The following is a 23,788-nucleotide window of genomic DNA, read 5'->3' as shown; positions in this document are numbered from 1 at the left end:
TTTACAAATCTTTACTTCTCTCTTGATATCAAAATGATTGTCAGTATTTTTTTAGTTATGAACATTTTTTATAGTATTTTAATGACTTATAGAATTAATAAAGTAAGAATATTGGATTTATCGTATCCGATTAATGAAATGATCCTTTCATTAATATTTATTCTTGTTAATTATTTGTTTAATGCTTTGTTAGCTATTAGTATAATGTCATTTATTTTTTTGATTTATTATCTGATTGAACGAAAAAAAATGGTTTGTGTGAAAAATACATTGAAAAGGATTTGATTTTATAAATGAGGATTACAGTAGCAGGAACGGGATATGTCGGTCTTTCGATGGCTGTTTTACTCGCCCAGCATAATGAAGTCACATCGATTGATATCATTAAAGAACGTGTCGAGCTTGTCAATGATCGGAAGTCACCGATCGTTGATGCGGAAATCGAGAACTTCTTACAAAACAAAGAATTGAATCTGCATGCGACAACTGATAATTTTGAAGCGTACAAAGATGCGGAATTCGTCATTATTGCGACTCCGACGGATTATGATCCAACACGGAACTATTTCAACACGCGGACGGTTGAGAGCGTCATCGCGACAGTACTTGCAATTAATCCGGATGCGACGATGGTCATCAAATCGACGGTACCGGTTGGCTACACACAAGAGCTAAAGCAGAAGTTCGATACACCAAACATTATCTTCTCACCCGAGTTCTTGCGTGAAGGACAGGCACTGCATGACAATCTTTATCCATCACGTATCGTCGTCGGTGAACAATCAGAACGGGCACAACAGTTTGCTAATCTGTTACTTCAAGGAGCCATTAAAAAAGATGTGCCGATTCTTTTAACAGATTCAACAGAAGCTGAAGCCATCAAGTTGTTCTCGAATACGTATTTAGCGATGCGTGTCGCGTTCTTTAACGAACTCGATACGTATGCGGAAGTCCGTAATCTTGATACAAAACAAATCATTGAAGGTGTCGGGCTCGATAGCCGGATCGGCAATCATTACAACAATCCTTCTTTTGGATATGGTGGTTACTGCTTACCGAAAGATACGAAGCAACTCCTGGCGAACTACGATGAAGTTCCGAATAACATTATCGGGGCCATCGTTGAAGCGAACCGTACACGGAAAGACTACATTGCGGATACCATCATCAAACAAAATCCGAAAGTCGTTGGGGTATATCGTTTGACGATGAAAACAGATTCAGACAACTTCCGCGCGTCGTCGATTCAAGGCATCATGAAACGGATCAAGGCAAAAGGAATCGAAGTGACGGTCTTCGAACCTGTGTTGAAGGAAGATACATTCTACAATTCTCGTGTCATCCATGATCTTGAAGCGTTTAAACAAGAATCAGATGTCATTCTTTCAAATCGGATGCATCCTGAGTTAAGTGATGTAGAAGATAAAGTATATACGCGTGATTTGTATAGTCGTGACTAAAAGAGATTCTTTGTAGATTGTTCTAAATAATAGATAAACCCTTATTTCGGAGACGAATGAGGGTTTTTTTATATCACCAAATCAAATAATACCAGCGTGAAGCATAAATTTCTTGAGTTGAATTTTTTGCTTTCGATTGGATATATTTTTTATGGATCCAATGAATGAACAACATAAATCTTCTGTTTGATTAAAGTCAGTTCTTAAAGAAAAATAAAATCGTGGAATTTTATAACGAAATGAAGAACAGAATTGTTTTTGGAAATGCTTCGAGTCTAACGGAAAAAGTAGTTGTTCTTCTCAACTATGAGAAAAACAACTACTTTATTTTTAGTCTGAAGCCGAATTTCGGTTCAACTTTTTTGTTTTATTCCGCTTCTGTTTTTGAATCATTTTAATGAGTGATAAAAATATCATCTGTCCGTCTGTCGTGACCGGGAAAAAGTTAAATACATTTACTAAACAAAGTATTTTCACCACTACCCATGCTCCGCCGTCCCCTTCGACCCATATACCAAAAGAGAAAAGAAGTAATGGTGCTGAACCTGAAATGATCAGATTTTGCCAGTCTACATGAGTATTATGATAACGGACCGTCGGAGTCAGAAAACGGTCGAATGTCACGCGTGGCTGACGTCGGAAGAGAAGCGCGAAACACCAATGGATACATTCATGAATAGCCACGACTAAACCAATCAACAGGACATAACTGATCAGGAGCAGTAGTGTCTCAGCTGTCATGTCGAGCAGAAGTCCGTCGTGTCTGCATGAATAATCCAAATAAAGTGAACAGTACGATAAAGGCGAGATACATGAGGAGCGCCTGTAATGTGAGTGAGAAATGCGTATTCAGTTCTTCTTTCGTCATCACAGTAGAAATTTTCAGACCGGTCATCGTTGTCACAACACTGGTTTCATTGATTTGGAAAAGCTCATAAATGTAATCAATCAAAAAGATGACCGCCCAGATTACAGTTCCTACACCAATCAATTTTGTGATTTTCATTTTGCCACCTCGTATTCTTTCTTTAGTATGAGATACAATACACCGAGCAAGAACAATAATGCAGGGTATAGCGCACCGTCTATGCTGACAAGTACTGACAGGAGAATAATTAAGATAATCGTCAAGACGGAAGCAATCGTCTCGTTGATATTACTTTGTGATTTCGGAAACAAAAACCCTGCGATTGTTGCCGCAAAAAAGATATTGATCCCGTATAGATAGGGGTTCAAACTACTTGTCTCGACAATCCCGACATATAAGGCAGGGGCCATTAGAATGATTGACACTCCGAGTAGGGAGCCAAGCTCCATCAACGGATGGATGCGGTATAATCCATACAGTTTGCGTACCGCCAACGTCGCATCTGCATAAGTGATCGTTACGATTCCTAAAATCGGTAAAAGGAATAACCACAGTTGCATCGTCCCCCCCAGACCCACTTGATAGAGCGCCCCGGCTGACATGACAGCTAGTAATGCCCAGAAATAAAGGAAGTTCTTACTTCGAATAATGGCCGGCATCGTTGTTGCCAGTCCAATATTAAAAGCGGGCAAGCCCAATTTAAAGTAACTCTGACGCACATAAAGATGGTTGCGGGAGAAGAATAGGGTTTGCAGGAGATACGCAGCTCCTCCAATCAAGATGCTTCCTGCCAGTACGAATAGGGTTAGTGTAAGAATAGAGTACGGCAGCGTGCTGACCCAAACATCGATTTGAAATCGTGTCTTGATTAAATGAAAGGTCACCAGGCCGATCAGACATAAATCGAGCACGAATCCTAATAGGGTGCGCTTCAGTCCGGAGATGTTTTGTAACAGGGCTGCGTACAAAAAATCAAGAATCCAAAAGCTTGCAATAAATACAGTATGTAGCGTTAAGAGCACAAGAAGCGCAGTTCCCCATTGCATCGGAATCAACTTCAGTGCAGGTGCCACGATAATCATCAATAACTCAAAAAAGACAAGTGCGACACTCAGTTTAAACAAGCGTTGACTGACATTAACTTCCCGTTCAGAAAAAGGAAGTGTTTGGGCGAAAAATAAAGAGTTTCGATTCAACGAGACTGTTGCGTTCAACAGAATGAACATGAACGTTCCTAAAATGAAAACGACATTGAAGTAACTGCTCAACGTCATTTTTCCTGCTAACAAGAGCGTCGCCTGATCAGCTTCTTTTGCGTTAGTCGTCAACGTCGAAAGTTGGACCATATTTAAATAAAAGTATCCGAGGTAGGCTGCCGTCAGCAGTAGTAATAATCCGTAACGGTTCAATCGGCTACGAAAGAACGGACGATTGAACAAACCATGAAATGTATCGTTATAGAAGAACTTCAGAAGACATAAAATGTTTTTGGACGATGGCGAACTTCTCACGCAAGACCTCCTCTTGTTTTATGACTTGTGTCAACTCTTCGGGAGACCCCTCAAAGTGTATAAGGGAACCATGACGCATGAGTCTGACGTCATTCGGAAAACGATCAATCGTGTTCCGTTCATGCGATACGATGATGATTTTCTTCGTCTCGCCAACCGCTGCGAACAGCTCCTGTACTAGAAGGGAGGTATCGAAATCCAGTCCGCCGAAAATTTCATCCGCGATTATATACTCAGTATTGGCAGCGAGTGCTGCAACAATTTGAATTTTCTTCTTCATTCCAAAGGAGTACGATTCGATGGTTTTATGTTGTCCATCCGCTAAATCGAGTAGTTCGATTAAGATGGGTGCTTTCTCATACTCACTTGTCTCGTATCGACTTAAAACGAACTGTACATATTCTTTACCTGTCATGTATCCAGGCAAATAAAAATCTGAAGGCAGATAGAAGAACTTAGACTTATATGCTTTGCTGCCCGGAGATAACGCATCAATCAAAATGTCACCACGATCTGCTTCGAGTAAGTTTGTCATCATGTTTAGTAATGTCGTTTTCCCACTACCATTTGTCCCGACGATCACAGAAACACCGGTTTTTGAGAACGTTGTTGATAATTGATCAATAATACAATTTTTTTTGAACGACTTCGTTAACTGTTTGATTTCAATCATTTTCTCGCCTCCTAAGAAAAACGGGAGCCCGAAGAGCCCCCGCTTATTAAGTACGTTACGAGGCTTTACAGCCAATACCCATTTGCCAAATCTTTGGCCAATTCAGCTTTACGTTTCCGTTAAAGCTGTAGCCGCGGCTTGTGCAATAAAAGGCATATGCAAAAATTCCAACTAAAAGGACTAACGCAAAAACCATCCAGAACCACTTGTTTTCGATCATGTTAAAGAATTTTTCTTCCAATGATAACTGATACGACACGAACATTGCAGACATCCGAATTCCTCCTTTCTCTTTTAAGATAGAAAGTTATTCATCCTCATGAAACATGGCATTAGTTTTTTGAAGAGAAAATTAAAACTTCCTTCCACTTGATTGTAACAAAAATTCCAATATTAGGAACAAGTCCTTTTGGAGCATCTTATTCAACGAATAATCATGACTTTTCTACCGAGGATTTCTCTAATACTAGTAGGTTATTAACTTGTTTTATAAATATCTGAATGGAACGTCCTACAAAAAGTAAAGATTATTCTCATAGTAGAATTAGATATATTATGGAAGAAGTGTTTGACATTACGTATTAATTGAGAAAACGATGACATAAACATGTATCGTTTTTAAGTGTGGGTCAGGTAGTCTTCAGGGGATTTTTAGAGGATGGCTAATTTGGTATTTTCCTGTGAGCTGAGCGATAGGAAAGTGTTGAAGTAGTGATCATATATTCGAACAGACGATAAAACAAAAACGGGTTTGGATGAAGTGAAATTTGAAGAGACCGACAAAAGCTGAACTTTTTGTTTGATTAAGGAGTTCAGCCTTTGGAGTATGAGAAGCGCATAGTTAAGCAGTTTTTAATCTATATGAGTGATACAGTCTTTACTTGATTAAAGTAAGAGTTATTTTTATTACTTTTTTTAAAATGATGCGTGTCAGACTCACTAGTGTAATAGAAACAAATGCTATTTACAGTTTAAACTAATTGATGAAGTTGTCCGATAATATAGTACAAGATTAGGCAAAATCATTAATGACTTGATGAGAGGACTGTAAAAATATATGCTCAATGTTTTTAAAAAATCAAGTGAGATTTTAAAATCACGTGCACACGTTGTTTTATCAGGCTCTCTGAATGAAGATATGAATTTCTTAGAAGGGCATCCTGATGCCATTTTTATATTAAATACAAAAGGTGAAATATTAACATGCAATAGTAAATTACTTGTTCTCTTAGGATACAAAAGGGAAGAACTCAAAAGCTTTTTAGAAGAAGTCGTCCCACCGAATTATCGGGAAGAGGTAAAAGAGTCTTTTCAAAGTACTCTTAAAGGCAAGACGGTTCATTATTCAATTGTAATTCGCCAGCAGAATGGTCAATCGCTTACAACGGAAATCACAAATATTCCGTACTATCAAGAAGGCATAATTAGCGGAGTATACGGCATCGTGCGTGATGTTACGGAAGAACAAATCTTTAAAAAGAATTATGCAGAATTGTTAAAACGAAATGAAGAAGAAGTATGGCGTTTAGCCACTCATGATCATGTTACAAAGCTGCCGAATCGTTTTTATTTTATGAATACAGCAGAGCAATGGCTTAATGAAGATAAAAGCATGACTGTAATAGCAATTAGTTTTAATCAAATCAGCGAAATAAACCGTACTTTGGGATACACGTATGGGGATGTATGGCTTCACGCGACGGCACAGCTCTTAAAAAACAACACACCTAAAGAGGCGTTCATCGGACAGTTGATAGGTGATGATTATGTAATTTTACTTCCCGAGTTAATAGGGTTCAATAAAGAGGAATGGATCGAAACGCTTTTATCGTTTAATAATCATAAATTTAGTTTAGAGTCGTACGAATGGTATGCCAAAGTTTCATTAGGAGTAAGTAACAGTAGTCCTGGTGAAGACGAAAAAGCCGAAACTTTAATCCGCCATGCTAATATTGCTTTGGATCGATCTAAAAAAAGTACTACTAAAGTCCATATTTATGATGCCTATTTAGACATTGAGGCATTTAAGCGTTATAAAATCTATTCAGACTTACGCTATGCGGTTTTGCGAGAAGAATTGTTTTTGGAATACCAACCAAAAGTAAATGCATGGACTGGTAAAGTGGAAGGTGCAGAAGCATTAATTCGCTGGGATCATCCGAAGTGGGGTCGTATTCCTCCGAATGATTTTATTCCACTTGCAGAGGAAAGTTCTGTCCATCTGAAAATTGCGGATTGGGTCGTAGAAGAAACATGTAGACAACTATCGGAATGGAAAAAGCAAAATCTTTTACTAGTACCTATCTCAATAAATGTTTCTCCCAAAAGATTATTACATGGTGATTTTGCAGAGGTTGTCTTTAAAAACTTAAGAAAACATAAGTTACCTTCTTCCTTGTTTGAAATTGAGATTTCAGAAACAGATATTTTATATGAAAATGTAAAAATCTCAGAAACACTGCGTCAATTGCATGATAAAGGGATAAGTATCTCTTTAGATGATTTTGGAAAAGGATATTCCTCTATTTCTTATCTACAGGACTATCCGATTGATACGATTAAAATAGATCGTAAGTTTATAAAGGATATTGATTCAGAAATTCGTGCCCGTTCCATCGTAAGGTCCGCAATTTTTATTGGTCAAGAGTTTAGATTGAATATTGTAGCGGAAGGCGTAGAAACTGCTGCGCAATTACAAGTTCTTCGCGGATTAGATTGTCCTACTATTCAAGGCTATTTATTCAGTCAACCTTTACTAGAAGCGGATTTTGCTGAAGTATTATCACGTCAACTGTTACTACCGAAAGAAGAGATTACTAATAAAGAGATTGCTACGTTATCGTTGCAGGCAAAATTAACAATTGATCGTATTGACGACGTGCCTGTGAAAATTGGCTCCTCTGTCATCATGATTTGCAGAACTAATTTGAAAAACTTAACTTTTTATTCTAACATTCGTTTTCCTGTTAAAGAGGAAGTGGAGTATAGATTAACTGTAGAGTTAACAGATAGATTTCAGGATGTTTCAATCCGGCTTCACGCTATGAAAGAGCTCTCAAACGGATTGCTGGAATATGAAGGATACTATACCAGCATTCATCAATCACATATCGTCATCACTGCCTTTCAAAACCTTAGATGAAGTAAAGCTTTAAAGTGTCGCTGACCTTTAGTCTCTTCCAGTTTTATCTTTATATACGAAGTTAGGCTGAGTGACAATATTAAGAAAGAAACAATCAAATAGTACAAACTTTCCGATTTTTCTACATTTTAAAAAGTTCACGGGTAGAGTTATTATATGAATGGGATTGAATAAAAAGTGAATGGGGAATTGAGGGGGAAATACTTTCTAAAAGGAGGTTCTTCTCATGACACATTTTGAATATCTAGACCACTATTTGAAAACGCATCTTTTTTATAGTAAATCGACAATCAAAGCATATCGCAGTGATTTACGACAAATGAAAAATCATCAAATTGAATGGTCAATGAAATCCTTGCAACGTTACTTTAATGAGTTGATTAAACGATACAAACCAACGACCGCGATGCGGCGATATCATGCCTTGATGGCACTGGGAAATGAACTCATCCGAGCGAAACGTCTCAAAGTTAATCCGATGAAACAAGTCCGTCCGATTGTTCACCAGCATATCCAACAACGTGAGCATCATCCACTCGAAGAAACGATTCAAATGATTCGTCACATTACGGATCCGACCTATCGTCTCTTCTTTGAACTCATCAGTCAAACGGGCCTCCGCTTTATGGAGGCCCGTTTGTTGTCGATCGAGGATATTCAGTTTGCGAAGTCGACGTTACTTGTACGACATGGGAAAGGCCGACGATTGCGGACGGTTCCGCTTGGAGAAGGACTTGTGAGTAAGCTTCGAACGTTTTTAGAAGGACGGACGACAGGGCTCGTCTTTCAGTCTGTCCGAGGCAAAGCCATCAATGAGCAGTCGGCTCGTGATGCATTACGTAAGCAGTCGCTTGCTAAGCGTGGACGACCGTTACATCCGCACGACTTACGTGTGTCGTTTGCGACGTATCTCTATCAGACAGGCAACCGTAAATTGCTTGAGATTCAGCAGTTACTTGGTCACGGCAGCTCCCGAACGACAGAAGGCTACATCATCAGTCAGGAAACGAAGCTCCAGCAAGTCATCGATGCATTGTCGGCGTAAGGCGGTTGATCGAGGACCGGGCAACTTCAGACGACGGTAAGATATACTGTTGCGTCGTCTTCGCGTCACTATGGCCGAGCAGGCGCATGACAGTCAGTAAATCAGCTCGATGTTCCCGGTAAATTGTCGTCGCGAACGTGACCCGTAAATCGTGTGGTCGGAGTGTCCGTTTTAAGACTTGCTCGCTGGCAAGCCGGAGTTGTTTTCGCGTCTGATTCGGATCCAGCAAACCACCAGCAGTGTTTTGAAATAAGGGACCGTCATTGGGTTGAACATCGAGATAGCGCATCAGGACAGTAACCAGTTCGTCGTGGAGCGGGACGTAGCGTGTTTTCTGTCCCTTGCCATGACGGACAAACAGTTGCCGTTCGGTTAGGTCGAGATCGGTCCGACGTAATTGTCGGGCTTCGTTGAACCGAAGACCTGTATGTAAGAGCAGGAAATAGAACGTATACATCGTCTCGTCTTGCAAAATCTCAATGACACCTCTCGCTTCGGTGTAACTAAAGGCAGTGCGATGTTTCGGTAGCGGACGCGTCGGTTTCTTAATTCGGGATAAGGGGTTCGAGGGAATGGATTTTTCAGCGACTAAGGCGTCAAATAGTGTCGCGAGTGCATTAATCCGCCGGGAGACAGTTGTCGGGGCGTAGGTTTGTTTTAACAACGTGATGTAACGATGCATGGAAGGGATGTCGATGGTGTGGGCGTGGGTACAGAAATGACGGACGTCAGCACGATAGGCTTTTTTCGTCAGAGGACTGTAGCTCGGTGACTGTTCGATGATGGCCAGTAACCGGTCCAAGTAAAACGTCATCATAGGAGGATGTCCTGGACTTTCTGTTTGAGTTCCGACTTGAGCGACCGGAGGCGGGCCGGAGAGTAGCCGAGGGTTTCCTCGTTACCATGAAGGAGGGCTTGAAGAATCGTAAATTCCTTGCGGGACAGTTCCTGTTTCAGTTGATCGAGTAGATAAGTGAACGAGACTTGCTGCTGACGGGGGAGTTCCGGTAACATCTCTACAGCGACTTCACCGGCGAGTGTCCGGTTGCGGGTCGCCAAGTAATCGAGCATCGCACCCTTCGCGCGAATCCGGGCGAAGGTGACGGTCATGACCTTACCTTCTTCGATAGATTTCCAGAGTCGGAGAAGTGCGGCTTGACGGCATTCATCCTGTTCATTCGGATGAATCGAAAGGCGGGAGAGAAGAGAGTTGACGAGGGGAATCCATTGTTTTAAGGCTTCATTCATGACGAGATGATCCAATCTGAGATATGCATATCTATGTATTCCGCGGTAGTTTCAGTATAAGTAGAGTTATCCTCTCTTTTCAAATCGTCTTTTTTGAATTATGCCAACGGTTTTCTAAACTTTCCGATTTCCTACTGTCGTCATTTCTACGACTGAACACGAAAAACTTCTTGAAAAACCGCCTGTTTCCGCCACTTGCTTCAGGATAACTCTACTTATCCTAAGGGGTGTTCGAAAAAGAAAATCCTTTTTTTGCAAGTCGTTACTACACAATTATTCTACAGTCTGAAAAACCAAGGTTAAAAGAAAAGACGAGATTTTTCAGATACTGCTTTCCTTGATGTGCAATAGAGAAGTAGAAGCGGATTGGCTGAAGGTGATACGGTAATTAAACCGGTAACGTTAATCTTCAACACGAACAATAATACTATTAAAAAGAAAAGGTTGGTTGAAATGGGATGAATTTAAAGAAAAAACGCCCGCGCATAACACTCATCCTAATTGGTGGTTTCCTGTTGCTAAATCTTGTCTGGTACGGGGTTACGGCGGTTGAGTACAAACCATTCGTTTCGGCTGTACCGGATTTTGATGGCGTACACAGTATGATGCAAGACGGTTTCTCCTATACGGTGGAGACACCTGACTACCTGTCTTATACAGGTAGACTGATGATCGCTGACAAACAAGCCGGATTGGCAGTCGGTGTATACCCACACTTGTTTCAAGACGACACGTACGAAGTCTGGATTCAAGAAGGATTGAATGGATATCTTCTTGACGTCAACAATCGTTTGGAACTACTCGAACCGTACGACGAGCAACAAGATGTACTTAATCGGAATAAATCGGAAATCACGCGTCTCATGGACCAAGTGAAGAGTGTGTTTTCACTTGATTGAATAACTATCTGAACCCAATTAAAATGTACTATTCATGTATGTTTTTAAAAGAACAAGGGTAACTGTAACTGTTAGCTAAGGGAATAAAAACTGACATTTACGGAGGCGGAAAATAATGAAGAATCTGGATGGATTTCCAACATCGTACTGGCGCACTTCGATTGAACCATCGAATTATCCGAAACTGGAAACAAATCTAACAAGTGACGTCGTTGTCATCGGGGCAGGCATCGCCGGACTCGTCACGGCTGTTCAACTGATTGAACGGGGCTATGACGTGACGTTGATCGAGGCTGACCGGATTGCAAGCGGGACGACCGGTTATACGACGGCGAAGGTCTCGTCTCAGCACGGCTTGATTTATGACGAACTGATCCAGACGTTTGGCGAAGAGAAAGCACGGCTCTATCACGAAGCGAATGAAGAGGCGATTCGGTTCCTCCGTGATCAGACAACACGCCTGGCAATCGAGTGTGAGCTTGAGGAACAGGATGCTTATCTGTATGTCGCGTCAAGCGGACCGAAACACAAGCAACTGATCAAAGAAGCAGAGGCATACAGCCGGCTTGGAATCAACGGCGGAGACGCGACGGAAGAGGTCAGAGGCAAGTTACCGTATCCTGTCGAACAGGCCCTCGTCATTCGCAATCAAGCTCAGTTCCATCCGGTGAAATACTTACTTGGTCTGGCCCGTTATTTCACGGAACAAGGCGGAAAGCTGTATGAACAGACGCGGGCGACGTCTGTCGAGTCGAAACGGACACCGACGGTATTGCTTGAATCCGGTCACCGGATTGAAGCGAAGAAAGTCATCGTCGCAACACACTTTCCATTTAACGACTTCAAGGGACTCTACTTCTCGAAACTCGAAGTTCACCGCTCTTACATCGTCTCGGGACTTGTTCCGGAAGAGTTCCCGGACGGTATGTTCATGAGCGCGGACAAACCGAGCCGGTCGCTCCGTCACGTGCACACGGCGCACGGGAAACGGCTTGGGCTGTTCGGTGGGGAGAACCACCTGTCGGGACATCAGACGGATACGAAAACGAACTATCAAGCGTTGGGTCATTTCGCCGAGAGTGAGTTTGGGGTAGCTGAAATTGATCAATTTTGGTCGGCCCAGGATTTGATTTCGCTCGATAAAGTACCGTACATCGGTCAGATGACGAGTGATGATCCGAATATTCTGGTCGCGACCGGATTTGCCAAATGGGGAATGACAAACGGGATTGCGGCAGGGTTGCTACTTTCCGATTTATTAACGGGAACGCCGAACCGCTTCAAGGGATTGTTTGACCCGAACCGGTCGAAGCTGAACAAGCAGGACGCGAAACAATTTGCGAAAAATAATGCCGATGTTGCAATCGAATTGCTGAAAGGGAAAGTGACCCGTGCCAGTCAATCGGCGGACGAACTCGGTATTGATGAAGGGGGACTTGTCCGTCATGCCGGGAAGACGGTCGGAGGATACCGAGACGAATCCGGTGAGTTACATCTCGTCAAGACGACCTGTACGCATATGGGGTGTGACGTCAAATGGAACAACGGGGAACGATCGTGGGATTGTCCGTGTCACGGCTCGCGGTTTGATTACGAAGGAAATGTCCTGGAAGGACCGGCGGTGAAACCTTTGAAAAAATTAAACTGACTAAAAAACATCCACGCCCATTGATGCGTGGATGTTTTGATTAGTTGTAAACACTTTTCGGAACAAAGATTTCCGGCTGACCTGTCGAATAAGGCGCAATCTCGTAAGACTGGAAGACGACCTTGATGCCATCCTTCATCATCAGATATTCTGATTTTTTTGAGACATCGACGTCACCCAATGTATCGACGAAGTAATCGTCATTGTTTTTTAATTTATTGTAGATGTACTTCTCAACTTTTTTAAACTGTGTCGATGTTTTTAAGACGCTTGTGATTGGCACTTCTTTACCTGTTTTCAATGAGTAGTTGACCCCATATTTATAACCAAATCCGTGGGCACCGCCTGTATAAGAATAATCCGACAAAGTGAATGTCAAATAAGACGTGTTATTTCCAGTAACTTTATAAGACGTGCTGTATGTATAGTTGCACATCGACGGATTTTTTTTGCAGTAAGAGGTTTTTCTTTCTTCTTTCTCGAAGGCTTCGATCTCTAAATAGTTTTGATAGGCGAACTTGGAGAAATCAGTTAGGTCAGTGTTGATCGTTTTTTGGACACTCGTCGATGGACCTTTCGTGACATATGGGTACTTCAATGCCTTTTTGTCTTTTGCGTACTTTGTGATGACGGTTGGTTTCGTCGCTGCATCAACAGACAAAGTGGTCGGTAAAAGTAATGTCGCTGACAGCAGGGGGATGAACCAGGATTTTTTCATAAGTAATCGCTCCTTAAAAATGTATTTCTTTTAGTATACGGGATTCTAGCCTAATTGTAAGTAATTCCCTTTACATTTCTTTTATCTCCAAATCAATATTTTGGAGTCCATCTGACCATAAATATTTCAAGTGATATCAGAATTTAATATTCATTTATTTTTTCGATGTGCTATAATTACCAGGTATTAAAAATATTCAAGCGTTTAACTATATCGGTCGGGTCGATCTTCATGTGGATGTTACGAATTCACCGTCACGAACGCCGTTTACAGGTTTCATATCAAGTTCATTTCATAGTAGCGTCGTGAACGCTGTACGAATTCGAGGAGGAAGCAACACATGAGTAAAGAAAAAATCGCCCAGCTTCGCAAACACGTTTCGCCTTTTGAGAAGGCAGACGTCAAATCAAGCGTCCGGCAAATGATCAATACGATCCTGCCGTTTCTCGTCGCCTGGTTCCTGGCCTATCAAGCTTTACAGATTTCCGTTTGGCTCGCTGTTCCGCTTGCGATCGTCGCAGCCGGTTTCGTCGTCCGGATGTTCATCATCTTCCACGACTGTACACACGGGTCATTCTTCAAAAACAAAAAGGCCAATGCAGTCGTCGGAACGATTACTGGCATTCTGACTTTATTCCCGTATGAGAAGTGGAAACGGGAGCACTCGATTCACCACGCATCCAGTGGGAACTTGGACAAACGCGGTGTCGGTGACATTTGGGTCATGACAATCGAAGAATATGTCGAAGCTTCAAAATGGACGCGTTTGAAATATCGTCTTTACCGTAATCCGTTCGTCATGTTTGGTCTTGGACCACTCCTGTTGATTTTAGTCGTCAGCCGCTTTAACCGGAAAGATGCCCGGAAAAAAGAACGTATCAATACGCATGTCATCAATGCGTCACTAATCGTCTTATACGGCATCATGATTTACTTCATCGGATGGCAGGCGTTCCTGATCATTCAAGGAACAACGATGTTCACGGCAGGCGTACTCGGAATCTGGTTATTCTACGTCCAGCATACGTTCGAAGACTCGTATTTCGAGGATGAGAGCGAATGGGATTACGTCAAGGCAGCTATCGAAGGCAGCTCATACTATGAATTGCCGAAAGTCTTGCAGTGGGTAACAGGGAACATCGGTTTCCACCACGTTCATCACTTAAGTCCGCGTGTACCGAACTACAACTTAGAAAAAGCGCATACGGCGACACCACCGCTTCAAAAGGCAACGACAATCGGCTTGTTCTCAAGTCTGAAGTCGCTGCGTTACAAGCTGTATGACGCTAAAAATAAAACGTTCGTGACGTTCGGGGAAATCAAGCATCTCTTGCGTGAACCGAAAACGTCTGTCTCATAAACGATAGGGTCTTACTTCTTTTTAAAAGGAGTAAGGCTTTTTTTGTTGCGAACTCCGACTTTTGCCGTATGTCTCGCCCGGGAATCCATGGTACGATGGCAAGTATTGAAAAGGAGGGATGTTCGGATGCGTCGCCCATCAATCGGCTACATCATGGCAGGAGCTATTTTGCTTTTATTATTTGGATTCAGTTCGATGAGTTATCAGCAACAATCCTTGATTCCGTTTCTGACGAATCATATCCCACTCGGATGGGTCTATGCCTTTTCGTTCGTCTCGTTTCATTATGAGGTGCCGATTAGTGTCGCAGCCCTGGGACCCGCAGCATTCCTTGAATTTTTCATCCGTAAAGGGATGCATGCCGGCCTGTTCTTCATCCTCGGGACAAGCCTCGTCCATGTCTTGCGTCTGCGCGGCTATCGTCCGGTTCCAGCTGCTTTCTTTGCCGCGACGACAGCGATGACCGTCGGAGTGTTCGATGAGTTCCATCAGCAATTGACCGGCGGACGGACCCCGCTCGTCGGAGACGTCCTCATTGATGGCAGTGGGGCTGTATTTGGAATTGTTCTGTATACGGCCATTCGCCTGTTTATCAAAGCCGACCGAATCGTTAAGACTGAGTACTTGCAGTCGAGTTAAAGACAAAAATACCCGGTCGTCTCAATCTTGCTGAGGCGACCGGGTATTTGGACGATTAGAAGCGTTGGACCCATTCGATTTTATATTGATATTGCGTCCGACCGAATTGTTTACGAAGCATCGTATCTGCTTTTTTCCGCGCTGCCGTGTGGTCACCGGCTTTAATGATCAGGCGATCTGTGTCCACGATTTCATCCTGTTCGATAACTTGATATTGAATCGTATATTCCTTATTAAAAAGTCCTAATAATCCCAAGAAAATCACTCCCATATTCTTCATTCTAGTAGTTAGTATATGGTATTTAAGAGGGAATAGCAATTTAAATAAATGACTATTGTCGCACCTGTCACTAAAAATTATATGGTTCTAAAGAATCATTCGCCTAATGTTTCAAATGTTACGATTTATGTTGGTATAACTAGATAAATGGTGTTTGAAAGTGGCTTTTAATCAACTTATTTATAACTTTAATGAGTCTTTAGACATACTTAGGGGGAATATATTTTTATCCTTAAAATATATTTAAATATAATGATTTGGATGATTAACAAGAATTGCCTTGGAACTCTTATGGAATTACCGGTATGATAAGAGGAGTGAGAAAAAGAGGTGAACCAATGCATGAGGAAGTGAAACAAATCAGACAGAGACAACAGTCCGCGACCGTACGAGAGCGACTTTATTTTTGGTTACTCTTGCTGAGTACACTCGTAACGGGTTGTGGCTTAATCATCGGCATTCTGACGCTTGAAACAATATGGATCATAATCGTTGGAACGGCCCTTGTTTTACTCGGTATGTTCTGGGTTCGTCAGTGGATTCGTGTCATGACCATCCGGACGGACGGGATGGTGCTGAGTGAACAGCAGCAGCCGCTTGTTTATGAACAACTTCGGCAGGATACGGAACGACTGGGATTCTGGAAGGTGCCGGAAATCATCGTAACAAACCATAAGACAATCAAACGTCCACGGACGATCGGCTTGTTTCAAAAGTATCTGCTTGTCTTACCGCCCGGTTATCCGGTCGATGAGGCGACGCGTTTCGAACTGTTGCGCGAGCTCGTCCATTTAAAACAGAACCACGAAGAGAAACGGATGCTACTGTTGCTCGGGAGTTGGGTGCCGTTCCTGAGAAGTGCTTATCTCCGGGCATGCGAAGAGACGGCTGACCGGCTGGCACTGGCTTGTCTTGCAGAAGAGGACCGTGTCCCGGCGCTTGTCAGGTCCGTTGTCGGTCCTGTCTCCTGGCAGACGTTGAACCTTGATGCCTATATCGGTCAAAAACGCCAACCGATGCCGTTTGCCGCAGCGCTCAGTGAATTGTTCCGAAATCAGTCGTCCATTTCCCGGCGGTTGACGTTTGCCGGACTCGACGCTCCGCGAAAACAGTCGACCCGTATTGCGAGTGCCGCCGTCGTCAGTCTGAGCTGTCTGGCCCTGGCCGGTCTGGTCTTCGCCGTGACCAAGCTTGAGTTGCCCACTTGGTTGCCGAATGGTGCCTCTTCCGTTGCCGAACAGACGGCGAAAGAAGATCTTGGAGAATCGAAACTGATGGCGGCGATTCAAAAGGGGACGCTCGCAGAAATCGAAACGTTGATTCCGAAGAGTGATATGCAGGCAGTCGATGCCGACGGCGATACGGCCCTGCATTATCTCGGGTACCGCAAGTCGAGTGAGGGGCTGGAAACAGTCTTTAAAGCCTTGCTTGCTGCCGGCAGTGATGTCGACGCCGTCAATGAGTTCGGCGAACGGCCGTTCATCACAGCGGTCTACAGCAACAACAAGGAATTGGTTGAGCTGTACTTAGAACGGGGTGAGAAGATCAATCAACAGGACGACGAGAAATACACACCACTCCATCACGCGGTTGAAGGCGAAGGAAAAGAGACCGTCCAACTATTGCTTGAGCGGGGCGCCGATCCGGTAATCAAAAATACCGATGGTTATACCCCATTGATGATGGCACAGGAGTATGAGCTTGATGACATCATCATCTTGCTGAAACAAAATCAGACCCAGACGTTATGAATATAACAACAGGATGGGATATGCTCCGCCTCCTGAAGACGCAAAAAGACCGGCTGTTAAGCCCGGTCTTTTTTTGCGGAATTATTTTGTTTCTGCTTTTGTATCAACGATCCGGCCTTCGATTTTGTAATCGACTTGACCGAGTGTTTTCGTAAAGTCGCGGAGGTTTTCCCAGTCTGAGAGACCAAGATCCGTCACACGGCCGGCTTTATAAGCCACTTCGAACGGTGTGAGTCCGTCGCCACCTTTTGCTGTGAAGGCATTCGTTGCGATGACATACGTTTTCGCAAGGTCAAGGGCTTCAAACGTATCGCCGTTTTTGACTTCTACTTTCGTGACACGGTCGCCTTTTGCGAGTTTGCTGCTGTATTCGAACTTCATGCCTGAGACGTGGAGGAAACCGCCGTTTTCGATTGGAGCGACGCCAACGCTGATTTCAAGCAAGTCTTTGATTTCCTGACCTGTCAATTTCGCTGTTGCGAGTGTGTTACCGAATGGAAGTGTCGTTAAGACTTCACCGACCGTGAGTGGACCGGCATTGATGGCAGCACGGATTCCACCACCGTTTTGCATCGCGATGACAGTCTCTGAATTGTACTCTTTAGCTTTTTTAAGCATACCGTCTGTGATCAGGTTTCCGAGTGCCGTTTCGCTGTTCCGGACACTGACTTCGCCACGCGGGTTCACAAGTTCGTTGACGATGTTCGCGCCGACTTCTTCGTTTTTAAGTTCTGTGATTTGATCAGCGTACGGTTTAAGGATAGACGCGGCAGTAGCATCTTCTGCTGCTTTCGAGACGTCGATCAATGATCCTTTATACTCTGTCAATTTCCCTTTGTAGTCGAACGTCAGGTTAAGATTTCCGAGGAAATCACCGTACTGGTAAGCTTGAGCGATGATAGTCGGCTCTGCTTTACCCGGTACGACCGTATCATCGACGACGACCGGTGTTTCGAGTTTCGTATGCGAGTGACCACCGACGATGACATCGATGCCGTCCACGTTACGAGCGAGCAACTGATCGTTGTCGACGGCCGGATTGTCATCGAAACCGATGTGCGTCAAGGCGACGATTTTGTTGACGCCACGGTCTTCGAGTTTTTTGACGGCTGCTTTCGCGCTGTCGATGTAGTTCGCGAAGGCGACAGTTCCCGGACTCGAGATATCGGCCGTTTCTTCTGTCGTCAGACCGAAGAAACCGATTTTTTGTCCTTTGTATTCTTTAATGATGCCTTGATAGATTTTACCTTTTTCAGGACCGGCTGTGATCGTTTTAGATTGCAGACCACTAAGTAATTCGTTTTTGCTGAAATCGACGTTCGCTGTGATGAACGGGAATTTCGCTTTCGTGACGAATTCTTGTAACGCGAGATGGTTGTCCGCATCCCCGAGATCGAACTCATGGTTACCGAACGTCATCATGTCGTATTTCATATAGTTCATCAGTTCGAGATCGGCTTGTCCTTTGAACTTATTGAAGTAAAGGGAACCGGAGAAGACATCGCCTGCGTCAAGTAACAGTGATGGTGTGCCGTCTGCTTTATAGGCAGTGCGGAGTTCTTTAATGACGGTTGCCCGTTTCGGTGCTTTATCAAGGTTTGCGTGCGTATCGTTCGTGTGCATCAAACCGATTGAGAAATCATCTTTATTGATATCGAGGACGTTGATTTTTGCTTTGAGTGTGATTGTTTTTCCGAGACGTGTGTAACTCGCGACGGCATATTTCACACCGGCTTCGCTCGTATCGACTTTCGACCAGCGAACCGGCTTGTCGTAGACACGGCCTGTCGCATAGAGGACAGCCAACATTTTCGGAAGTTCCGGTTTTTCACCGACATAGATTGTCTGTTCCTTGACACTTTCAACGAACTTGACGGCATAGTTTTGAATGAGGATTTTCACTTCGATCGGTGATTTCTTCTTGCCATACGTTCCTTTGACCGTCTGATAGCGGTTGAAGATGTGACGATCATAATTTTTCCACGTGATTTTCTCGCCCTTGTATGTAGCAGGTAACTTGACCGGGGCACCTTTTGTGAAGACGAGTGACTTGAGTTTGACCGTTTTGACCTTGACATGCGTTGCTGCCGATACAGTAGTCTGTGCAACCGGCACGATTGCCGATGTCGTCAGGGCGACAGCGACGGCTGCCGCGTAAAGCGGTTTTGATTTATACATGCGTAAAAATCCTCCTTCAAAGTGGGTGTATGAATACAAGGTCGAAATGCGATCGTTGACCTCTTCTTCTACTATAAGTCGTTCTTGACAGGTGGTGCGATAAAACTTTTGTAAAATTCGTAAATTCTTAGGTCGGACGACATGACAACCAGCGGGAGACGTCCGTTTCAGCACGTTTTTCTGGTTAATTTGACCTAAACATGTAAAATGATAACGCTTTCATTATAATCTGTCCGAATGAAAAAAGAAACGGAAATATACATCAAATCGTCAAACATTCCCATTAATTGATAATCTACTGGTGGAGTTCAGTGCATGAGTTCGGTATGATGAAGAAATGAGGAAACCGCGGGAGGAGAGCAACAAGACGATGAAAGAGACGATTCAAGGCACCATGGTTTTGGTCATCTTATGTGTGATGAGCATTTTACTGATTTGGGGATTGTCGTCCCCGCCCACGACGATTGAATTTCCACTTCTATCCCATTCCAAACCAGTCAGTAGCGATGTCTTTCATACCGCTGCCGACTGGTTTTTTTATCGGGGAGAAAGCTACAGTTTGGTGTCGGTTTGCCCAATACATTGACATGAATTTTAACGATGGCTAGAATTGATTAAGTGTATGGCACCCGGTGCCTGCTTTTTTAATAGGAAAAGAGTGCTTGAAAAGGAAGGGAGGAATGAATCAACGTGCAGGCGTCTGCCTGTCCGCAGTCGGTCGTTCGTTTGAAGAATCGCGAACGGAGCCCGTCTTTTTATTTTGAATTGGATGCAACCGAACTAAAATACATGTACCTTTACAGATCGGAAGGAAATTAATTATGTGGAAAGAAATGAAAAGCATCATCCGCGAACAAGTGGAGAATTTTCCGCTGATTCGCCGTCTCGCCCGTTATGAGATTAAATCGGCGCACGCGGAGCAACGACTTGGACTTTTGTGGGAGCTGCTCAATCCCGGTTTACAGATCTTTATTTACTGGTTCGTCTTTGGTGTCGGTCTGAAAGGGAATAAAAACGTCGACGGTGACACGCCGTTCATCGTCTGGCTCCTCTGCGGGATCGTCGTCTGGTTCTTCATCAATGATGCCTTGTTGCGCGGATCGAACTCGATCAACAGCCGACTGGCGATGGTGACGAAAATGCGTTTCCCGATGAGTGCGATTCCGTCGTATGTCATCCTATCCCGGATGTACCAGCATTTCGCGATGCTCCTGATTGTCTTCATCGTCATCATCCTGAACGGTATTCCGATCACATGGAAGTTACTCCAACTCCCGTATTATATGGCGGCGACTTACATCTTCGTCTACGCGTTCTCCCTGTGTTTCTCGACATTGATTACGCTCGTCAAAGACATTCAATTATTCCTGCAGTCGATGATGCGGATGCTCTTTTACCTGACACCGATTCTGTGGAACATCGAACGGTTCCCGGATGTCTTACATGGTGTACTTCGCCTGAATCCGGTCTTTTACCTTGTGGAAGGATACCGCGCGAGCCTGCTCGGCGGAGCCTGGGTTTGGCAGGAGTGGCCGACGGGACTTTATTTCTGGAGCGTGACACTGCTCTTGTTCACAGCCGGAACGTTTTTACACATCAAGTTCCGTAAATCATTCACCGAGCTCGTTTAAGGAAGGAAATCGCCATGTCTATGATAAAACTCGACCATGTCACGAAACGGTTCGATATGGTCACGACGACAAAAGAAAAATTTAAGTTACTGTTTAAGAATCAAAGTAAAAACGTTAAGACGTTTACGGCGCTCCGCGATGTCTCACTTGATATCGGGTCCGGTGAAGTCGTCGGTCTCGTCGGAATCAACGGTTCCGGGAAATCGACGCTGTCGAATCTGATTTCCGGTATCATCTATGCCAACGAAGGCGACGTCGAGATCAACGGGGAAGTAGCGATCATCGCCGTTTCCCAAGGGTTGAAAAACGTTTTGACCGGCCGTGAGAACATCCACCTGAAATGTTTGATGCTCGGGATGGACGATGCAGAAATCGAACGCCGGATGCCGGGGATCATTGATTTCGCGGACATCGGGGATTTCATCGATCAACCGATTAAAAAATATTCAAGCGGGATGAAATCGCGCCTCGGATTTGCGATCGCCGTCAATGTCGATGCCGACATCCTGATCGTCGATGAAGCTTTGTCAGTCGGTGACCAGACGTTTTATAACCGGTGTATCGACAAGATGAACGAGTTCAAGAACGAAGGCAAGACGATCATCTTCGTCAGTCACTCGTTGAACCAGATTCGGAGTTTTTGTGAGCGGGTCATCTGGCTCGAATACGGACAGGTTAAACTCGACGGGACGACGAAGGAAGTCGTACCGGAATACAAGAAGTTCCTGACCGAATACAAGAAGCTGACGAAAGAAGAACAGCACCAGTACCGGCGGGATCGTCTGAAGGAACAGGGGGCCCAGGCAAAACCGGGCAAGAAAAACATGGATGCCGAAGATACCGTCAAACATCCGGGATGGATCTTGTCAGGGATCAGCTTACTGGTGCTTGCAGCCGGCAGTCTGATGGTCATCGATGAGACACCGTCATTCGCGACGTTTACAGAAGCCTTAACTAAACTATTTTAAGAACGGATCAGAGACATGTGTCTCTGGTCTTTTTTTGAGTAAAACAGGGAACAATATACTGGAAAGCGAATGTTTACGAGTAACGGATCAAGTGCTGAGGAGGAATGTATGTGTCGAAAGTCAGAAAAGCCATCATCCCGGCAGCCGGTCTCGGGACCCGGTTTTTACCGGCGACCAAAGCGATGCCAAAAGAAATGTTACCGATTTTAACGAAACCGACCATTCAGTATATCGTCGAAGAGGCGGTGGCATCAGGAATCGAACAAATCATCATCGTCTCCGGACGGAACAAGCGGGCGATCGAAGATCATTTCGACCACGCACCGGAACTCGAGAACATCCTGCGTCAAAAAGGGAAACTCGACTTGCTGAAAGAGGTCGATGCCTCGACGACGATGGCGGAGATTCATTATATCCGTCAAAAAGAACCGAAAGGACTCGGACATGCGATCTGGAGTGCCCGGCATTTCATCGGCGATGAACCGTTTGCCGTCTTGCTCGGGGATGATATTATCGTCTCGGAAGAACCGGGTCTAAAACAACTGATTGATCAATACGAACAACTGGACGCCTCGGTCGTCGGTGTCCGGCACGTCCCGACGGAAGATACACACCGGTACGGCATCATCGATCCATTGAATCAGACAGGACGCCGATATCAGGTCCGTCAGTTCGTTGAAAAACCGGTCCAGGGAACGGCACCGTCGAATATGGCGATCATCGGACGGTACATCCTGACTCCGGCGATTTTTGAATACTTGGCGACTCAAGAAGCGGGATCGGGCGGAGAGATTCAGCTGACGGATGCAATTGAACGGCTGAATGGACAAGAAGAGGTCTACGGATATGAGGTGGAAGGGAAACGGTTCGATGTCGGGGAGAAGATGGGGTACGTCGAGACGACGTTAGCCTTTGCGCTCGAAGACGCAGAGATTCAGGCAGACGTCCGGCAGTTACTCAAACGGTATGTCGAGAGCTGGAAGGATTAAAAAAACAGGGGTGACGGATGAGAGTTCCGTTACCCCTGTCGAAAGAGAGTAGTTGTCAGCTTGATGTGTCACGTTTGCTTCGTGTTCATATACGTTTTCATTTGTGGTGCATGATAAGAGCGGAAGCGTTCGAGCAACCGTTCCGGATCCGATTCGACGAGCAGCATCGACGCGTGTTCCGGAATCAGGAAACCTTGTGTCTCCATTTGTTGAAATAACGCAACGAGCGGATCGTAATAGCCGTCAATGTTTAAGATGCCGCACGGCTTTTCGTGAAGACCAAGTTGTGCCCAGGTAAAGACTTCAAAAAACTCTTCCATCGTTCCCGGACCACCGGGAAGGATGATGAATCCGTCGGCCAGTTCTGCCATTTTCGCTTTCCGGTCATGCATCGATTCGACGAGATGAAGTTCTGTCAGATTCGGATGGGCAATCTCCTTTTCCTGCAAGAAGTGGGGCAGGACACCGACTGCCTGTCCGTTGGCTGCGAGGACAGCGTCCGCAACGGCGCCCATCGTCCCGACACGTGAACCGCCATAGACAAGTCCGATTTGATGCGCTGCGAGCGTCGTCCCGAGTGTTGTTGCGGCTTGACGGAAAATGGGTGTTGCTCCATCTTTAGAACCACAAAATACTGCTAACTTTTTCATCCATAGGTCCCCCTTGTTAAAAATCGTCTTCTGTCAACATATCATATCAGGATGTTTCGAATAAGAGGGATTTTGTAAGTTTTTGACGAAGAAAAACAAATCAAGAAACATTGAAGTGGAGGAGGAAGTA

22 protein-coding genes are annotated in these 23,788 nt (G+C 44.3%); 11 read left to right on the top strand and 11 right to left on the bottom strand.

Features of this window, described 5'->3' with window-relative positions:
- The first annotated feature begins 293 nt into the window (after positions 1 to 293).
- Positions 294 to 1,460, top strand: coding sequence for a nucleotide sugar dehydrogenase (locus KNP93_RS04275; protein WP_214853371.1), 1,167 nt, complete (start codon positions 294 to 296; stop codon positions 1,458 to 1,460).
- 330 nt (positions 1,461 to 1,790) lie between these two features.
- On the opposite strand, the gene KNP93_RS04270 is transcribed toward KNP93_RS04275, so the two are convergent.
- From KNP93_RS04270 to KNP93_RS04250, 5 genes are read right to left on the bottom strand one after another with little or no spacing between them, the layout of a single operon-like run.
- Complete coding sequence (locus tag KNP93_RS04270) at positions 1,791 to 2,201, bottom strand: metalloprotease family protein (RefSeq protein WP_214853364.1); 411 nt, start codon at positions 2,199 to 2,201, stop codon at positions 1,791 to 1,793.
- Complete coding sequence (locus tag KNP93_RS04265; RefSeq protein ID WP_119923519.1) at positions 2,191 to 2,466, bottom strand: hypothetical protein; 276 nt, start codon at positions 2,464 to 2,466, stop codon at positions 2,191 to 2,193. The genes KNP93_RS04270 and KNP93_RS04265 overlap by 11 nt, the downstream gene beginning before the upstream one ends.
- On the bottom strand, positions 2,463 to 3,839 hold the full coding sequence (locus tag KNP93_RS04260) for a hypothetical protein (RefSeq protein WP_214853361.1): 1,377 nt from the start codon (positions 3,837 to 3,839) through the stop codon (positions 2,463 to 2,465). The genes KNP93_RS04265 and KNP93_RS04260 overlap by 4 nt, the downstream gene beginning before the upstream one ends.
- Entirely contained in the window at positions 3,784 to 4,512 is a 729-nt protein-coding gene (locus tag KNP93_RS04255; protein ID WP_131972171.1) for an ATP-binding cassette domain-containing protein, read from the bottom strand. The genes KNP93_RS04260 and KNP93_RS04255 overlap by 56 nt, the downstream gene beginning before the upstream one ends.
- 55 nt (positions 4,513 to 4,567) lie before the next feature.
- Positions 4,568 to 4,786 carry a hypothetical protein gene (locus tag KNP93_RS04250; protein WP_026830228.1) on the bottom strand — a complete coding sequence of 73 codons (219 nt, stop codon included), beginning with the start codon at positions 4,784 to 4,786 and terminating at the stop codon, positions 4,568 to 4,570.
- A 783-nt stretch (positions 4,787 to 5,569) separates the two neighbouring features.
- Here KNP93_RS04250 and KNP93_RS04245 point away from each other — a divergent pair.
- Positions 5,570 to 7,654, top strand: coding sequence for a sensor domain-containing protein (locus KNP93_RS04245; RefSeq protein WP_214853358.1), 2,085 nt, complete (start codon positions 5,570 to 5,572; stop codon positions 7,652 to 7,654).
- Between the two features lie 226 nt (positions 7,655 to 7,880).
- Positions 7,881 to 8,699 (top strand): tyrosine-type recombinase/integrase, encoded by an 819-nt coding sequence (locus tag KNP93_RS04240; RefSeq protein ID WP_214853355.1) that lies wholly within the window; start codon positions 7,881 to 7,883, stop codon positions 8,697 to 8,699.
- On the opposite strand, the gene KNP93_RS04235 is transcribed toward KNP93_RS04240, so the two are convergent.
- Together KNP93_RS04235 and KNP93_RS04230 are read right to left on the bottom strand one after the other, a co-directional pair.
- Entirely contained in the window at positions 8,677 to 9,516 is an 840-nt protein-coding gene (locus KNP93_RS04235; RefSeq protein ID WP_131502354.1) for a tyrosine-type recombinase/integrase, read from the bottom strand. The genes KNP93_RS04240 and KNP93_RS04235 overlap by 23 nt on opposite strands.
- On the bottom strand, positions 9,513 to 9,947 hold the full coding sequence (locus KNP93_RS04230; protein WP_188004751.1) for a sigma factor: 435 nt from the start codon (positions 9,945 to 9,947) through the stop codon (positions 9,513 to 9,515). Before KNP93_RS04230 ends, KNP93_RS04235 begins: the two co-directional genes overlap by 4 nt.
- A 515-nt stretch (positions 9,948 to 10,462) precedes the next feature.
- Between KNP93_RS04230 and KNP93_RS04225 the strand changes: the two genes are divergently transcribed.
- Both KNP93_RS04225 and KNP93_RS04220 read left to right on the top strand, forming a co-directional pair.
- A complete protein-coding gene (locus KNP93_RS04225) occupies positions 10,463 to 10,846 on the top strand; it encodes a hypothetical protein (RefSeq protein ID WP_214853352.1) in 384 nt (127 codons plus the stop codon).
- A 115-nt stretch (positions 10,847 to 10,961) separates the two neighbouring features.
- Positions 10,962 to 12,494, top strand: a complete 1,533-nt coding sequence (locus tag KNP93_RS04220; protein WP_214853349.1) for an FAD-dependent oxidoreductase — start codon at positions 10,962 to 10,964, stop codon at positions 12,492 to 12,494.
- Between the two features lie 40 nt (positions 12,495 to 12,534).
- Here KNP93_RS04220 and KNP93_RS04215 read toward each other — a convergent pair whose 3' ends face one another.
- Positions 12,535 to 13,212 (bottom strand): DUF3298 and DUF4163 domain-containing protein, encoded by a 678-nt coding sequence (locus KNP93_RS04215; protein ID WP_214853346.1) that lies wholly within the window; start codon positions 13,210 to 13,212, stop codon positions 12,535 to 12,537.
- A 340-nt stretch (positions 13,213 to 13,552) separates the two neighbouring features.
- Here KNP93_RS04215 and desA point away from each other — a divergent pair, with 340 nt between their 5' ends.
- Positions 13,553 to 14,572 (top strand): Delta(5) desaturase DesA, encoded by a 1,020-nt coding sequence (gene desA / locus KNP93_RS04210; protein WP_188004747.1) that lies wholly within the window; start codon positions 13,553 to 13,555, stop codon positions 14,570 to 14,572.
- Between the two features lie 126 nt (positions 14,573 to 14,698).
- Positions 14,699 to 15,211, top strand: a complete 513-nt coding sequence (locus KNP93_RS04205; RefSeq protein ID WP_131972185.1) for a VanZ family protein — start codon at positions 14,699 to 14,701, stop codon at positions 15,209 to 15,211.
- A 55-nt stretch (positions 15,212 to 15,266) separates the two neighbouring features.
- On the opposite strand, the gene KNP93_RS04200 is transcribed toward KNP93_RS04205, so the two are convergent.
- Entirely contained in the window at positions 15,267 to 15,467 is a 201-nt protein-coding gene (locus KNP93_RS04200; RefSeq protein WP_214853343.1) for a hypothetical protein, read from the bottom strand.
- A 362-nt stretch (positions 15,468 to 15,829) separates the two neighbouring features.
- Here KNP93_RS04200 and KNP93_RS04195 point away from each other — a divergent pair, with 362 nt between their 5' ends.
- On the top strand, positions 15,830 to 17,242 hold the full coding sequence (locus tag KNP93_RS04195) for an ankyrin repeat domain-containing protein (protein WP_214853341.1): 1,413 nt from the start codon (positions 15,830 to 15,832) through the stop codon (positions 17,240 to 17,242).
- 81 nt (positions 17,243 to 17,323) lie between these two features.
- On the opposite strand, the gene KNP93_RS04190 is transcribed toward KNP93_RS04195, so the two are convergent.
- Positions 17,324 to 19,420: a 5'-nucleotidase C-terminal domain-containing protein gene (locus KNP93_RS04190; RefSeq protein WP_214853338.1), complete on the bottom strand. Its 2,097-nt coding sequence runs from the start codon at positions 19,418 to 19,420 to the stop codon at positions 17,324 to 17,326.
- Between the two features lie 821 nt (positions 19,421 to 20,241).
- Between KNP93_RS04190 and KNP93_RS04185 the strand changes: the two genes are divergently transcribed.
- The 3 genes from KNP93_RS04185 to galU all read left to right on the top strand — a co-directional run bounded on the left by KNP93_RS04185 (position 20,242) and on the right by galU (position 23,008).
- Positions 20,242 to 21,051, top strand: a complete 810-nt coding sequence (locus KNP93_RS04185) for an ABC transporter permease (protein WP_026827415.1) — start codon at positions 20,242 to 20,244, stop codon at positions 21,049 to 21,051.
- Positions 21,052 to 21,065: 14 nt separating this feature from the next.
- Positions 21,066 to 22,019, top strand: coding sequence for an ABC transporter ATP-binding protein (locus tag KNP93_RS04180; protein ID WP_131972192.1), 954 nt, complete (start codon positions 21,066 to 21,068; stop codon positions 22,017 to 22,019).
- Positions 22,020 to 22,129: 110 nt separating this feature from the next.
- Positions 22,130 to 23,008 carry a UTP--glucose-1-phosphate uridylyltransferase GalU gene (galU, locus tag KNP93_RS04175; protein ID WP_131972194.1) on the top strand — a complete coding sequence of 293 codons (879 nt, stop codon included), beginning with the start codon at positions 22,130 to 22,132 and terminating at the stop codon, positions 23,006 to 23,008.
- Between the two features lie 68 nt (positions 23,009 to 23,076).
- On the opposite strand, the gene KNP93_RS04170 is transcribed toward galU, so the two are convergent.
- Positions 23,077 to 23,658: an LOG family protein gene (locus KNP93_RS04170; protein ID WP_214853332.1), complete on the bottom strand. Its 582-nt coding sequence runs from the start codon at positions 23,656 to 23,658 to the stop codon at positions 23,077 to 23,079.
- Positions 23,659 to 23,788: the final 130 nt, after the last annotated feature.

The organism is Exiguobacterium sp. s166, assembly GCF_018618855.1.
In the GTDB taxonomy this organism is placed as follows: domain Bacteria; phylum Bacillota; class Bacilli; order Exiguobacteriales; family Exiguobacteriaceae; genus Exiguobacterium_A.
This window is presented reverse-complemented; position numbering and strand designations above follow the sequence as displayed.